At 70.0% G+C, this 13547-nt stretch carries 14 protein-coding genes and 3 tRNA genes; 4 read left to right on the top strand and 13 right to left on the bottom strand.

Annotated features, from left to right (window positions below; all coding sequences use genetic code 11):
- The first annotated feature begins 53 nt into the window (after nt 1-53).
- Entirely contained in the window at nt 54-1214 is a 1161-nt protein-coding gene (locus ACQP2Y_RS03475) for an Ig-like domain-containing protein (protein ID WP_433724518.1), read from the top strand.
- Here the strand turns inward: ACQP2Y_RS03475 and ACQP2Y_RS03470 are convergent, their stop codons facing one another.
- Nucleotides 1215-2240 carry an NYN domain-containing protein gene (locus ACQP2Y_RS03470; protein ID WP_433724516.1) on the bottom strand — a complete coding sequence of 342 codons (1026 nt, stop codon included), beginning with the start codon at nt 2238-2240 and terminating at the stop codon, nt 1215-1217.
- 58 nt (nt 2241-2298) lie between these two features.
- On the opposite strand from ACQP2Y_RS03470, the gene ACQP2Y_RS03465 reads away from it, so the two are divergent.
- Entirely contained in the window at nt 2299-3117 is an 819-nt protein-coding gene (locus ACQP2Y_RS03465) for a hypothetical protein (protein ID WP_433724514.1), read from the top strand.
- Here the strand turns inward: ACQP2Y_RS03465 and ACQP2Y_RS03460 are convergent, their stop codons facing one another.
- The 11 genes from ACQP2Y_RS03460 to ACQP2Y_RS03410 all read right to left on the bottom strand — a co-directional run bounded on the left by ACQP2Y_RS03460 (nt 3118) and on the right by ACQP2Y_RS03410 (nt 11857).
- Nucleotides 3118-4383, bottom strand: coding sequence for a serine hydrolase (locus ACQP2Y_RS03460; protein WP_433724512.1), 1266 nt, complete (start codon nt 4381-4383; stop codon nt 3118-3120).
- Between the two features lie 26 nt (nt 4384-4409).
- Nucleotides 4410-4943, bottom strand: coding sequence for a DUF3887 domain-containing protein (locus ACQP2Y_RS03455; RefSeq protein ID WP_433724510.1), 534 nt, complete (start codon nt 4941-4943; stop codon nt 4410-4412).
- Nucleotides 4944-5117: 174 nt separating this feature from the next.
- Nucleotides 5118-5966: an alpha/beta fold hydrolase gene (locus ACQP2Y_RS03450; RefSeq protein ID WP_433724508.1), complete on the bottom strand. Its 849-nt coding sequence runs from the start codon at nt 5964-5966 to the stop codon at nt 5118-5120.
- A 44-nt stretch (nt 5967-6010) separates the two neighbouring features.
- Complete coding sequence (locus ACQP2Y_RS03445; RefSeq protein ID WP_433724506.1) at nt 6011-7345, bottom strand: WD40/YVTN/BNR-like repeat-containing protein; 1335 nt, start codon at nt 7343-7345, stop codon at nt 6011-6013.
- Complete coding sequence (locus tag ACQP2Y_RS03440; RefSeq protein WP_433724504.1) at nt 7338-7841, bottom strand: RNA polymerase sigma factor; 504 nt, start codon at nt 7839-7841, stop codon at nt 7338-7340. Before ACQP2Y_RS03440 ends, ACQP2Y_RS03445 begins: the two co-directional genes overlap by 8 nt.
- A gap of 86 nt (nt 7842-7927) precedes the next feature.
- Nucleotides 7928-8788: a sulfotransferase domain-containing protein gene (locus ACQP2Y_RS03435; RefSeq protein WP_433724502.1), complete on the bottom strand. Its 861-nt coding sequence runs from the start codon at nt 8786-8788 to the stop codon at nt 7928-7930.
- A gap of 136 nt (nt 8789-8924) precedes the next feature.
- Nucleotides 8925-9005 (bottom strand) — tRNA-Tyr (locus ACQP2Y_RS03430).
- Nucleotides 9006-9073: 68 nt separating this feature from the next.
- A tRNA-Arg gene (locus ACQP2Y_RS03425) sits at nt 9074-9147 on the bottom strand.
- A gap of 10 nt (nt 9148-9157) precedes the next feature.
- Nucleotides 9158-9230 (bottom strand) — tRNA-Leu (locus ACQP2Y_RS03420).
- A gap of 383 nt (nt 9231-9613) precedes the next feature.
- Entirely contained in the window at nt 9614-10267 is a 654-nt protein-coding gene (locus ACQP2Y_RS03415) for a hypothetical protein (protein WP_433724500.1), read from the bottom strand.
- Nucleotides 10268-10369: 102 nt separating this feature from the next.
- Nucleotides 10370-11857, bottom strand: coding sequence for a dienelactone hydrolase family protein (locus ACQP2Y_RS03410; protein WP_433724498.1), 1488 nt, complete (start codon nt 11855-11857; stop codon nt 10370-10372).
- A gap of 82 nt (nt 11858-11939) precedes the next feature.
- Between ACQP2Y_RS03410 and ACQP2Y_RS03405 the strand changes: the two genes are divergently transcribed.
- A complete protein-coding gene (locus ACQP2Y_RS03405; protein WP_433724496.1) occupies nt 11940-13160 on the top strand; it encodes an FxsB family cyclophane-forming radical SAM/SPASM peptide maturase in 1221 nt (406 codons plus the stop codon).
- On the opposite strand, the gene ACQP2Y_RS03400 is transcribed toward ACQP2Y_RS03405, so the two are convergent.
- A complete protein-coding gene (locus tag ACQP2Y_RS03400) occupies nt 13147-13323 on the bottom strand; it encodes a DUF1059 domain-containing protein (protein ID WP_360820820.1) in 177 nt (58 codons plus the stop codon). The genes ACQP2Y_RS03405 and ACQP2Y_RS03400 overlap by 14 nt on opposite strands.
- 80 nt (nt 13324-13403) lie before the next feature.
- On the opposite strand from ACQP2Y_RS03400, the gene ACQP2Y_RS03395 reads away from it, so the two are divergent.
- Nucleotides 13404-13547, top strand: coding sequence for a hypothetical protein (locus ACQP2Y_RS03395; RefSeq protein ID WP_433724493.1), 144 nt, complete (start codon nt 13404-13406; stop codon nt 13545-13547).

Raw genomic sequence — 13547 nt, 5'->3', positions numbered from 1 at the left:
CGTGGTCGTTCAAGGTAAGGTTCGCTGCCATCGCGGTGATCTCGGGGGACGACTTGCATTTCGTTACCGCGGCCATGCTGGCCGCCTCATTCATCACCACACCCGCCTTCGCCGCCGACCGGCCGCCGAAGGTCTTCGCACGGGCCGCACAGCACTACGTTGCCGGCGTCACGCCGGTGACCTTCCAGCCGGCCCAGGGCGAGGACATGTCCGCCGTCACCAGCCTGACGCTGCTCGCCGACGGCAAAGAGGTCGGCGTGGACACCGCCGCGCCGTGGAACGTCGACTGGGACACCACCGGCTTCGACGGCCTCGTGCTGCTCAGCACCCGCGCCACCACGGCAAGCGGCACGCAGACGACGGACGGCTACCAGGTCACGGTGGACAACAGAGCGCCGACCGGGCTGACCGTCCGCTTCCCCCGTCGGAACGGTTACATCGGCCAGGGCGGCGAACTGGCCGTGTATGCGACCGACAACATCTACGTCATCGGCTCCGAGCTGCTCGTCGGCGGCGCGGTGGTCTCGTCGAAGGACCTCACCGGCGGCGGCAACCTCGACCTCCGCTGGAACGTCAAGGTCCCGAACGGCAAAACCCCCATGACAGTCCGGGTACGCGACCAGGCGGGCAACGTGACGGCGCTGACCAGGACGGTAACCGTCGACAACGACCGGCCCGCGATCGCCGGCAGCACCACCGCAGGTAGTGCGGTTCGGGGCACCTTCAAAGTCACCCTCAGCGGCTACAAGGACGCCAGCCCGTTCGCCGCGTTCGAGGCTTCATTGGACACGCCACGGCAACTCCGCTCGTACAGCGAGGCGAACTCCCGCGCGGTCACCATCGACAGCCGCGAGGTACCGAACGGCAAGTACACCCTCGGATGGCACGCCGTCGACGCGGCCGGCAACGAGGCGGTCCTGAAGCGGTCCCTCACCGTGGACAACAAGGCCCCCACGGTGTCGATCACCAAGGCGCCGAAGAACAAGGCAAAGGTCAAGAAGAAGTTCACGGTCACCGCCAAGGCGAGCGACACGTACGGGATCGCCAAGGTGCAGCTGCTGATCAACGGCAAGGTCGTGCAGACGGACACGAAAGCCGGCTACTCGTTCACGATCAACCCGAAGAGGTACGGCAAGAAGTTCACCGTGCGGGTCCGGGCGTACGACAAGGCCGGCAACGCCACAAACAGCGCCACCCGAACGTACAAGCGCTAGTCAGTTCTGGGTCTTGGGGGTGAGCAGGTAGTCGTCAGCCTCGGGACTCCACTTGAGGTCGACCGCGTTGCTCGTCGCTGCTGCTTTGCAGAACTGGAGGAAGCTTCGATATCCCAGCTTCTTCTCGCTGAAGTCCGGCGCCACCTTGCGCACCTGGTTCTTCAGGCCTGACAGCGCCGCGGCGCCGGTGCTTCCCGCCAGGTCGGAGACCACACCGCGGAGCAGCGCGAATGCCGCCTCCCGGTCCCCGTGCTCCGGCAGCGCCACCTCCGGATCGCCCTTGGCCGAGCCGCCGCCGATCAGCTCGACCACGTTGTGTCCGGCCAGGTAGCGCAGCATTTCCCCGAACGCCCGGAAGCCGTAGTCCGCCTCGTTGAAAGTCGGGTCCTTCCGGAGCAGCGTCCGCTTGAGCGTCGATGCAGTCACCGTCCCGCTGGAACTGCGCTGCAGCCCAGCCACCGTCTGCGCGACCAGGGCAGACAGCGTTTCCACGTCCCGTACCGGCTCGCTCGGTGCCGGCTGCGGCTCCTGGACCACCACCGCCGGGATCTCCACGCCCTCGAGACGGTCGTAGTAGAGGAACTCGTCGCACGCCGGGGGCAGCAGCTTCGAGGTGGATCTCTCGACCCCCACCCCGATCACCCGCTTGTTGAGCTCGCGCAACTTGTGCACCAGTGGAGTGAAATCGCTGTCGCCCGTGCACAGCACGAACGTCGAGATGTACGACCGCTCGAAGGCCACCTCCAGCGCGTCCACCACCATCTTGATGTCCGCGGCGTTCTTGCGGGAGGCGCCCATCCGCTGCGGGATGTCGATGAGTTCGACGTGTGAGCGGGTCAGCATGCGGCGGTCCTCGTCGAAGTACGACCAGTCCGCGTACGCCCGGCGGACCACCACCCGGCCGCGCTCGGCGAGTGCGTCGGCCACCGGCTTCAGTTCGAAGGACATGCCGCCCAGGTGGTCACGGGCGCTGATGGCCAGGTTCTCGTAGTCCAGGAACATCGCGATGCGCTCTTCGTGATCCACCCGGTCAGCGTACGCATGCCGGAGAGCCCCGCGGACGAAGCGTGAGAGGATCCCGCCCATGGAAAACGACCGGCTCGCCCTCGCGCAGGACCGTACGACCGCCGCCGCGACGCTTTACGAGCTGGCCTCCGACCCCTCCGTTCAGGTCCGCGCCGCCGTCGCCGCCCGGCCGGACGCGCCGGCGGAGGCGCTGCGGCCGCTCGCCCGTGATCGTGACCGCACCGTCCGGCAGGCGGTCGCCGGGAATCCGGCCACCAGCCAGGGCAACCTGCTGCGCCTCGTCGGCGACGCCGACCGGTGGGTGCGCTGGGCGGTCGCGGCCAACCCGTCGTGCGATGCCCGGGTACGCCAGGTGATGGTGAAGGCCCAGGACAAGGAGTTGCGCGGCCTGCTCGCCGAGATGGGTGAGCTCGAGCCCGAGCTGGCCGCCATCCTCGTCAAGGACGCCTCGCCCGAGGTGCGGGAGCGGCTGGCCAGTCACACCTATGACCCGGACGTCATCGCCGCTCTCCTCCAGGACCGGACCGTCCGGGTGCGCAAGGGTCTCGCGATCAACGAGCAGACCACCGCCGAGCACCGGCACGCCCTGGCCCAGGACTCGTCGCCCGACGTCCGCGCCGCGCTGGTCCGGGCGTTGCCGCTGGACGAGGCCGACCTGCAGGCCCTGGTCAACGACCGGTCGGTGGAGGTCCGGCGTTCGCTGGCCACGTCGGCCGTCACCCCGCAGCACATCCGGCAGGCGCTGGAGAACGACGCCGACGAGACGGTGGCCGAAGATGCCCGCCGCTATCAGGCCACCGCCGCGCCGGTGACGGCTCCCCGCCCCGGGAGCCGCCGGCCGGTCGGCAAGCGTTTCCCGGGCCGGGCCGGCCGCTGATCAGCCGGCGGTGAGCTGGAGTGCTCCCCGCAGCAGGGCCACAGCCTGGGGCGCGACCGAAGCCTCGTCCAGCGGGCGGGCCGGGTCGGACAGCATCAGGCTCGCCGTGACGAGGTCACCGTCAGCGGCGCGGGCGAAGTAGTTGAGCGTCAGCACGCCGGGCTCCGACCCGCCCTTGAACCACACGGTCGGGAACTCCGCCGCAGGCAGGGCGACACCGCCGTCGTTGATGGTCAGAGCCGCGTTCACCGCGGGCTCGTGCTGCCGCCACAGGCCGGCGTACGCCTGGCACATGTCCACCGGCGAGCCGAACCATTCCACCTTGTCGATCATCCGCGGGTTCGGCCAAGCGGTGATCGACGTGAGCGGGACCCGGTCGAGCAGCGGCAGCATCCGTGCCCGCAGGGCCGGGCTCAGGGCGGCGTACGCCGACGCGGCGGCCGGGTAGTGCCACCCCTTGAGCGCGAAGAACTCGCGGGTGGTCAGCACCGGGGCGTTCGGCGCCGAGTTGCCGAAGCGGGTGAACTGCCGCCGCACCGCCTCCCGGCCCACCTGGTGGATCAGGTGGTCGGTGGCCGTGTTGTCGCTGATGGCGATCATGTGGTCGGCGTACTCGGCGAGGGTGTGCACGGTGCCGTCGGGCTCGTTCTGCATGACGCCCGACGGCAGTGACTTCCAGGCCGGGTTCAGCGGCAACTCGGTGTCCCAGGACAGCCGGCCGGACTTCACGGCCTCGGCGAGAGCGCCCAGCACGTACAGCTTGAAGGCGGAACCGAGTGGCCGTACCGTGTCGGGGTTTTGGCCGTGCACCAGCCGGCAGCCGGCCGGCGAGATCCGCATGGCCGCGAAGGACACCCGCGGCGCGAGGGTGCGCAGGCTGCTGTCGACGGCGGTCCAGGTGGTCGGGGCCGGGAGGTACGGGGTCAGGCGCAGTCCGGTGATCAAGCCGGACGGATTGACGGTGAGGCTGACCAGCAGAGTGCCGGCGGGGCTCGACACGAGCTGTCGCAGCTGCGTCGGTGACGACGAGATGACCGCGGCCGGCGTGAGCGGCGCCACCGGGCGCAGCGCCTCGTTCAGATCGGCGGCCAGCAGGGCCTGGTCGAGGTGCTGCGCCAACTCGTCGGCCGGCACCGGCAACCGGGCCGAAGCGTCGATCAACCAGGCGAACTGGGTCTCGGCCGGCGAAGCGGCCAGGGCGGGCGCGGCCGGCAGACCGAGCGTCAACGTCAGTGCCGCGATGACCGCGACAATTCTCCGGACCATCAGAACCCCCGGGGGTACGGGCGAGGTCAGGCCGGCCGGATGAACAGCCCGGCCACCGTCCCCTCGCGACGGAAACTCACCTGGGCTGTGCTCTGCCCGGCCTCGAAATGCATCAGGACGTCGACCACCGTGAACTCGCCGGCGGCGTGCACCACCGGATCGCCGAACCGTTCGAACGCGCCGACGCTGCCGACGACCACCGCCCACACCGAGGCGAGCGCCCGGGTGTCGAGCTCCCGCCGCATCGTCTCGTCGAAGTCGCCGCGGACCCGGTCGAACCGGGCGGCCGCGAGGTGGGTGAGCAGGTCGAGCGCCTTGTCGCCCGCGCCGGGCAGGATCCCGGCCGACATCGGCTCACCCGTACGCGGATCGACCGGCCGCCCGAACCGCTGGAACGCCGCCTGCCGCGTGGTGCCCAAGACGTCTCCGATCTCCTGCCAGGTACGGCCCTCGGCCCGGGCCCGGTCGACCGCGGCGCGCAGGGAATCCTGGGCTTCGAGCACCTGCCGGTGCACAGCCTGTACTTCCCCGAGAGTGTCGCCGACGCCCGGCGATGTCAAGGCAGAATTGACAATCTCGCGCTGCCGGCGGGCCCCGCTGCGGCACGTCGAGTTGCAAAACCGCTGCTTACGACCAGGTCCGAGGCGAGCGGGAAGCGGGTTACCGCAGTGTTCGCAATCCACAGCACGTAATGCTAATCCGTGCTGGCGCCGCACGGAATAGGCACGGAAAGATCAGGACGGGTGAGTTGCAAGATGCCGCACCAAGAGCGTGGCCACTTGCTCGGGCGCCTTCTCTGGCAGCCAGTGGGACACCCCGGCAAGCGTCTCGAACTGGTAGGGACCGTCGACGTAGCGCCCACAACGCTCGGCGGCCGCCCGGGAGATGAAGCGGTCCCCGTCGCTCCAGATGAAGAGCGTGGGCACCTCGATGTGGCCGGTCCGGTCCCCCAGCCCGAACGGTATGGCCCGGTACCAGTTGATCGCGGCCCGCACAGCAGCTTGATCGGCGGCCCTGGCGGCGTAGCGGGCCGCGCTGTCCGGGTCGAGTCCGGAGCTCCGCAGAGACGCCCGCATCGCGTCGCCGTTCCGGCGCGAGAGCATGAACTCCGGCAGCCACGGTACTTGCAGAGCGGCCATGTACCAGGAGCGCAGAAACTGGCTGCTGGAGGTGAGCGACCTCAGGAACGCCTCCGGATGGGGTACCGACAGGGCAGCCACCGAGCTCACCCGGTCGGGGTGATGGCCGGCCACGTACCAGGCCAGGGCCGCACCCCAGTCGTGGCCCACCAGATGGAAGCGTTCCGCACCGGCCGCGTCGGCCAGGGCCAGCACGTCCGCCGCGAGCCGGGCGATCGCGTACGCCCGCCGGCCCGCCGGCCTCGCACCGGCGGAGTAGCCGCGCTGGTCGGGGGCCAGCACGCGGTAGCCGGCGTCCGTCAGGGCCGGAGTCACCGCGTCCCAGCAGTGCCGGTCCTGCGGAAAGCCGTGCAGCAGCACGACCACTTCCCCCGTACCGGTGCCCGCGGCCGCGCGCGTGTCGGTCACCTCGAAGCTGAGGCCCTCGCTGGTGAAGCGTTCCATCACCGCATCCTCATGGACGGTCGCCGATACGGCCAGTCGCTGGATCAGGGCACCTCGGGCCGGCGGACGTAGGTCCACTGCTCGCCGTCCGGCGAGAGCCACAGGCTGTACTCGTTGTTGTTGGTGGGAATGGCGTAGCCGCCAGGTATCGCGTGGCCCCGGCTTCCCAGCGACGCACCCACCCGGGTGAACGTGCGGCCCTGATCGGTGCTCCGGTACGTCCCGTGCGGCCCTTCGACGATGACCGTGCGATCCCGGACCGGCAGCATCGACAACATCGGGCCGTCGAGATCGATCACCGCTCCCGCCTGCCAGGTCCGGCCGCCGTCGGTGCTGGCGTGGATGCGGACGCCGTCCTTTCGTTTCTCACTCACATACACCGTCCGGCCGTCGTCGGTGGACAGCTTCGTGCCGCCCGGCGAGATGCCGTCCGCCGATTTCGGGAGCTGACGGGTCTCCCAGCTTCGCCCGCCGTCCATGCTGACCCGGGCCACGGGCCGGCTCCGGAGCACGACGGGCCCGGTCGGCCGCGGGCTCGACAGCGGCTCGGCCTCGCTGTCCAGGGCCCAGATTCCAGCCCCCGGCGGGGTGTCGAGCACCAAGAGGTCCTGCCAGCCGCCGGACTTGGCGTAGGCGAGCCGAGCCAGGTTGCCCGTGACCGGGTCGAGGGCGACGATGGCGTTCCGCTCCGCACGAACGGGCTGCCCCGGCGGTAAGGCATCGACGTCGCGGGTCGCCGGGCGCCGCCAGGTGACGCCGCCGTCGACACTGCTCCAGTACTCCGGACGGGCGTCGTCACCAGGTTCCTTACCTTCCGCCAGCACCGTGCTGCCGTGCACCATGACGACGTCCAACGGCTGCCCAGCCGCCGGCATCGGCCGTTTGCGCCAGGAACGCCCGCGGTCGGCGCTGGCGGCCAGCATCTGCCGGCACTTCTTGCCAACGCAGTCCTGGTACGGCAGGTAGAGGTGGTCGAGGTCGCCGGCCCGCAACTCGGTGAACATTCCGGTCAACGGCTTGTCCGGCTTCGTGGGGTCGTAGGACCCCGGTGCGATCTGCTCGTAGCTCGGCTGCGGCGCCGGCCCACGTGCACCGGGCTGCGGGACCACGGTGTGCCACGGCCCCACACTGGGTGCGGGCTTCGCCGGCGTGGGCGGCCGATCGGCGGTGACGGCGAACGTCGTACCGCCGCCGGCGACCAGGCCCAGGGCGAGAAAGACCGCGCCGAACGCCCGCCGGCGGCGCCGCCGGGCAGCGCGGGCGACCACGTCGACGAAGTCCGGCTTGAAGGCGTACGCGGCCGCGGCGCCCAGGCCGGCGAAATCCATGGCGGGCCCGGTCGCGTCGGCGCCCGGGTGGAGGCGGTCGGAGTCAGGCACGGGAGTTCTCCTTGTCCGTCTCGCCGAGCTGCTCGGCGAGCGCTCGGCGCCCCCGTACGAGCCGGGTCTTCACGGTCTCGACGCTGCAGCCGAGGATGGCGGCCACCTCGGCGACGGGCCGGTCGGCGATGTGGTGCAGCACCACGGTTTCGCGGGTGGCCCGGGGCAGCCGCTGCAGCGCGGCGACGAGCGCTACGTGATCCGGCGACAGCGGTGGCGTGGTGTCGCTCCCCCGCAGCCGGCCCGAGCGGGCGATCCGGTCGAAGAGCAGGCGCCGGCGATGCCGGGAACGGGCGATGTTCATCGCCACCCGGCACAGCCAGGCCTCGGGGTTGTCGACCCCGTGCAGCCCGGCCGGCCGGGACAACGCTCTCGCGAAAGCTTCCTGTACGGCGTCCTGCGCATCGGCGAAGTCGCCGGTCATGCCGTACAGCTGGGCGACCAGCCGGCCCGCCGACGCCGCGTAGACGTCACGGAGATCCAGTTCCGGGTTCACCAAGGCACTCCCAGCCAGGTTGATGTCACCGGTACGACTCCCGGCGGGCCCGCCGGGTGACATCTTCTCCTGGCCGGCTCCTGCCCTCAGGTGCGTGCGGGATATCCGAGTAGCTCGACCAGATCACCCGTAGCGGCGGCGAAGGCTTCGTGGATGTCGTCGTCGAAATGGCTCTGCCAGTCGCCGGGCTTGCCCTTGCGGTAATGCGACGGCCGGGTCTCGTCCTCCGGGCCGCTGCGCATTCTGGAAAAGCTGTATCGTGCAAGCAGATCGGTCAGCTCGGCCGGTGGGATGACAATGCCGCAGTGCCGCATCATCCGGTCGACTTCATCGTGCTGTCGCTCCCCGGTCAGGTCTTCGTAGCGGAACAGCGGTATCGCATCCGATTCCGCGGCGGCCACCCATGAGCGCAGCGCCCGGAAAGTGCCCCGTTCGGCGTGATGATCGATGAGATACAGCAGTCCGTCCTTGAACGGCTTCTCGCGCAGCACTTCCCGCACCTGCGGGATGTCACCCATCGGCGCGTGCGAGTTCCGGGTGGAGAAGTAGCTCGAGACGACCATGTCGCGGGGGTCACGCAGGACGAAGAACACGCAGTGGCGCTCGGGTTTCGGCAGGTCATCGAAGCGCCGGCGGGAGATGAACAGGGACGAGACGATCCGGCCGGGCGGGAAGGGCTGCGGGTGCCGCCACCGGTAGGCCCGCGGGTCGTACGGCAGCAGACCGGAGTGGCGATAGACGGTCGGGTCACCGAAGAGCGCTTTCATCCATTGGCTGGCCGTCTTACGGACCGCACAGTGATAGACGTTGTCGTATTCGCTTCGGGCGACGACCGGCACCGTGAGCCGCAGCCGCGCGTTGTGCGCTTCGAGCTGCATTCGCCGGGCCGCGACACGCAGGGAATTGGGCGTGTGCTGTTTGGTGTACATCACGGCGCGGTTGATCATCGCTGACCACAATTCCCATCTGCGAAGTGGGTAAATGTCGCCCGCCCGGCGGGCCGTCGCCGCCCGCAACGCAGCCCATGATAGGGCCTGTATAGACATCCGTGATAGTGATCAACGTGCCTGATATCAATCGATGTGCGGTAGGAGGGATTCGAACCCACTCAGCAAGGCACCTGCTTTACAGGCAGGCCCGACTCTCCCGCGTCGGCGCTACCGCGTGCGTCTTCCCAGCGCCCCGCCTCCGCCGGTTTGTCACGGAGACGGCACGGTCGATCACACTGTGCGCGTTCCCAGCAGGATTCGAACCTGCGACCTCGACGTTCGTAGCGTCGCGCGCTGTCCAGCTGCGCCATGGGAACTTGTCCTGCGTACCCGGAGAGGGATTCGAACCCCCAACCTTCCGACCCTGAATCGGACGCCTCTGCCGTTGGGCTACCCGGGCAAGAAATGGTTCACCGAACGCTTTCAGGGGCGATTCGGGGAAATGAAAAAGCCGCCCTTTCCTCGGCTCGAGGTGGGCGGCGCAGACGCAGGCTCTGCTGCGCTAACCGCTCCACCACGCCAGCTCAAGGCGGGTCTCTCGGCCGCGAAGATACAGCTCGGCCGTCAGGTCGGACAGGGTGAGCGAATAAGCGATCTGCGGCGACATGACGGTCAACTCCCTTCGGGGCCTCGGTGCGGTGCCGGTAACCAGAATGGCCGACCCCGCCGTTCCCGTCAACGCATTTGTGACCCGCATTGCCCGTGCCGCAGCGCGCCCGGACCGGCCGTTACTGCCTGGCGGCCCGGGAGTCGCGGCGGAGTCCGCCGGGGCAGGGCGCTGGGTCAGGAGCCGGCCGGGCCGTTGTCGATGAACGCGTAGGTCGTCAGCAGCGGCGCGTCGCCCAGTTCCTCGGCGATCAGGCCGGTGCGCGGGAAGACCTGCAGAAAGGCGCCCGCGTTGCTGATCGCGTACGTGGGCCGGCCCTGCTTGTCCTTCGCCTTCAGCCGGCTGATCGTGAACAGCTGGCCGTCCCGGCGGGTGTCGCAGGCGGTCGCTTCCACGGTGAGCGGGCTGCTGCCGTTGTTCTTGATGCCCAGGCAGGACTGCTCACCACCGGCGCCGGCCTTCGCGGTCTTGATCAGGAACTTGTCGCCGACCGGGGCCAGGACGAACAGCCCGAACTCGGCCTCGCCGTCGGTCAGGTTGAGCCGGCCGTCCTCGTCGACCGCGACGATCGATTCGCTGGACGGGATCGGCCTGATCACCACCTGCCGCTTACCGGCCAGGATCGGGTCCGTGGTGCTGCTCACCGCGGGCTTGTTGCCGCTGCCCGCCTTCGTCGTCTTGATCGGGGCGGGCGTCGTGCCCGCGGAGGCCGGGGTGGTGAAGGCGACCGGCTTGCCGGACTGCCGGTCGCCGCGGGTGCACGCCTGCTGGGTGAGCACGAGGCCGGCGGCCAGGACGCCGAAGAGAACAGTGGAACGACAGGTCCGCACGGGATTCCTCCAGATCGATGTGTTCCGACCCGGCCCATGGTGTCGATCAAGCGGCGACCACGGCGCGATCGCGACCCACAGTGGCACGAACCCTGGAGGTGGCTATCCGATGATCGGCAGAGCGGTCGCGAGCGGCCAGGCCACCACGAGTGACCCCACGATCGCGATGAGCCACGCCGGCGCCGAGAAGCGGTGCAGCACGGCGCTCCAGACTGCCTGCCACAGCAGCAGCACGGCGAGCAGCGGGACGATGAGCAGCACAAACCCGAATGTGAGCCCGACAACCGCCGCACCCGTCAAGGCGACCACGGCGACCGCGGAGACGGCCAGGACACCGAAGCTGTTGCCGGCGGTGACCCGCTCGGCGGCGTACGCGAGGACAGCGAAGCCCGCCCAGAGCAACCCGAGCAGCCACCACCTCGACCCGCCGGGGATGGCGTAGGTGAGGCCGAGGTGCGTGGGCACGGCGATCGCCGTGGCCGCGTACCCGATGAGCAGGGGTGTGGCCAGGGCCAGCCGCAGCCTTCCCGGTGGGGTGACCGGCGCGGGGTCCGGGCCGATCGGGCCGCGCAGGCGGAAGTAGCCGAGGATCACGACCCCGGCGACGCCGGTGAAGCCGACGAGGTAACCGCCGATGGACAGCGGCAGGCGGTTGGTCGGCAGCAGCCGGGCGAGCAGGGCGGCAACCGCCGTGGCGCCGGCAGCGACCGCGAGGACCCCGCCGAGCTGCGCCACCATGAGCCGCGGCCAGCGGCCCCGGGCGGTCCCGAACACCAGCCGGGCCAGGGGAAACAGCCCGGCCAGCAGGGACAACAACAGCATCGCGGCCCCGGCGATCCCGCGGATCGGCGACGGCATGGCGGACCCGTACGCGGGACGGCCGAAGCTCTCGTCCAGCCAGGCGGCGGTCTCCCGATGGGTACGCGGCGCGTAGAGGATGGAGATGTGCTCGACGCCGGGCACGACCACCATCCGCCCAGCGGCGCGTTCGGCCTCGGCCCGGAAGCCCGGGAACTCCAGCGCGCCGACCAGCAGCAGCAACCGCGCCGGGGGCTCCGGCAGCACAGTGGAGGCGTCCGGCAGCGAGAGGGCGACCGTGGCGGCGATCTCGGGGTGCGCCACCGCGTACCGGGTCACGGCCGAGGCGCCCATCGAGTGGCCCACCAGCGCGATCTTGGACGGGTCGACGTCGGGCAGTTGCCGCAGGTGCGCTGTCGCCACGTCGAGGTCACGCTGGAGGGCGGCGGTGGAGGAATCGGTGCTCGCGGCGCTGTCCGGCAGCGGCCTGCGGTTGGCACCGTGGCCGGAGAAGTCGAGCAACACGACCACATAGCCCCGAGCCGCGAGGGAGCCGCCGAACTGGGCCATCAACCGCGCCGAGCCAGCGAAGCCGTGGGCGACCACGACCCCGGGGTGGCGCGCACTGCCGGGTGGGTGGACTTCGTCGAGCGGCACTCCGCTGACGACCACGTGCTTGCGGGTCGCCTCGCCGGACCGGCCGGCCAGCAGCCAGATCCCGGCGACCGCCACCAGGACGGCGAGCAGGGTCACGACCAGCACACCGAAGCGGGACCGCGCAGCGTTGAGCACGCACGAGTGTGACATCAAACCGGCTTCCTTCTAGCATCGTCCTGGCGACCGCACGGCGTCGTCAGTCCGGAGAGGGAGCCCTGTGGGTGTTCCGCGCGCGTTGAGTCTGGCCCCGGTCAGCCCGCCCGTGCGATGGCCCGATCAGACTCTCGACGTCGCCGCCCTGCGCGCTGCCGGCCACCGGCCGGTCCCGTTCCGCGACGTGGTCCTGAAGGTCCATCAGCGGTGCAACCTAGCCTGTGACTACTGCTACGTCTACACGATGGCCGACCAGAGCTGGCGCGACCGCCCGCTGATCATGGAACCGGCGACCTGGCAGGCGACCGCCGCACGGATGGCCGAGCATGCCGCCGCGCACAGCCTGCCCGCGATGCGACTGGTGTTGCACGGTGGCGAGCCGCTGCTGGCCGGCCTGGAACGGCTGTCCCGCCTGGTCGCCGACTTCCGCACCGCCTTCGACGGTGACTGCCGGTTGGACGTGCAGATCCAGACCAACGCGGTGCTGCTGGACACCGAGCTGCTCGACTTTTTCGTACGGGAGAACATCCAGGTCGGGGTGAGTCTAGACGGGACAGCGGCTGACAACGACCGCCACCGACGGCGCGCCGACGGCCGGGGCAGCTTCGCGGAAGTCGATCGGGCGCTTCGCCTCCTCGGCAGGCCGCCGTACCGGGACGTCTTCGCGGGGCTGCTCTGCACCGTCGATCCCTCGACCGAGCCCGTCGCGGCTTACGAGGCGCTGCTCGCGTACCACCCCACCGAGATCGACCTGCTGATCCCGCACGCCAACTGGTCCGCACCGCCGGAGCGGGACGCCGCCGACTGGCTCATCTCGGTCTTCGACCGGTGGTACGGCGCCCCGCGGCGGGAGACAGGCATCCGCCTCTTCGAAGACGTGATCGCGCTGGTGCTCGGCGCCCCGAGCCGGTCCGAGCAGGTGGGGCTGAGCCCGGTGGCGGTCGCGGTGGTCGAGTCGGACGGGGCCATCGAACAGGTCGACTCCCTCAAGTCGAGCTATCCGGGCGCCTGCGGCACCGGGCTCACCGTCTTCGACGATCCGCTGGACGCCGCCCTGGATCACCCCGGCATCGTCGCCCGCCAGATCGGTGTCGACGCCCTCTGCGCGACGTGTCAGGCCTGCCCGGTCCAACGCGTCTGCGGCGGTGGTCATTACGCCCACCGCTACCGGCCCGGTAGGGGTTTCCTCAACCCGACGGTCTACTGCGCTGACATGCTGAAGCTGATCGGGCACATCAGCAATCGCGTGGACACCGACCTTCGCCGCCGGATCAGACCTGCTTGACGTGGGTCTTGACCACCTCGGCCAGCTCCGGCGTCCAGTCCATCGGCTGGTGCACGGATTTCGTGTGCAGCTCCACGTGCTGCAGCAACTCCCCCTCCTCCGGCGTCGTGAACTGGGCAGGGCAGTCGTTGTTGAAGTCAGCGCATCGGATCGAAACGGCCATGCACCCGGGCTACCCGGTGCCTCCGGCCTGAAACGGCGCGGAGCGGGTACAGCCAGCTCAACCGACGAGAGGACGTGGTGATGAGCATCGAGCAGGAGCCCGAGGACATGGTCGAGTCGGCCGAGCAGGGTGACGCCCCCACGGTGCCCGAGGGGGAGGACGTCCGGGTGGGTCCGGAGGAGTCCGACGAGCCGCAGGCCGGGAGCGCCGAGCCGACCGACTGA

The sequence above is a fragment of the Actinoplanes sp. CA-051413 genome (assembly GCF_050955795.1).
Classification (GTDB): Bacteria; Actinomycetota; Actinomycetes; order Mycobacteriales; family Micromonosporaceae; genus Actinoplanes.
The sequence above is the reverse complement of the archived record's forward strand: the minus strand, read 5'-3'. Positions and strand labels throughout refer to the sequence as shown.

Excerpts from the sequence above, each read along its gene's own strand:
- ACQP2Y_RS03465 (WP_433724514.1), top strand. The coding sequence starts at position 2,299 with ATGGAAAACGACCGGCTCGCCCTCGCGCAGGACCGTACGACCGCCGCC.
- ACQP2Y_RS03460 (WP_433724512.1), bottom strand. The coding sequence starts at position 4,383 with ATGGTCCGGAGAATTGTCGCGGTCATCGCGGCACTGACGTTGACGCTC.
- ACQP2Y_RS03450 (WP_433724508.1), bottom strand. The coding sequence starts at position 5,966 with ATGGAACGCTTCACCAGCGAGGGCCTCAGCTTCGAGGTGACCGACACG.
- ACQP2Y_RS03435 (WP_433724502.1), bottom strand. The coding sequence starts at position 8,788 with ATGATCAACCGCGCCGTGATGTACACCAAACAGCACACGCCCAATTCC.
- ACQP2Y_RS03400 (WP_360820820.1), bottom strand. The coding sequence starts at position 13,323 with ATGGCCGTTTCGATCCGATGCGCTGACTTCAACAACGACTGCCCTGCC.
- ACQP2Y_RS03395 (WP_433724493.1), top strand. The coding sequence starts at position 13,404 with ATGAGCATCGAGCAGGAGCCCGAGGACATGGTCGAGTCGGCCGAGCAG.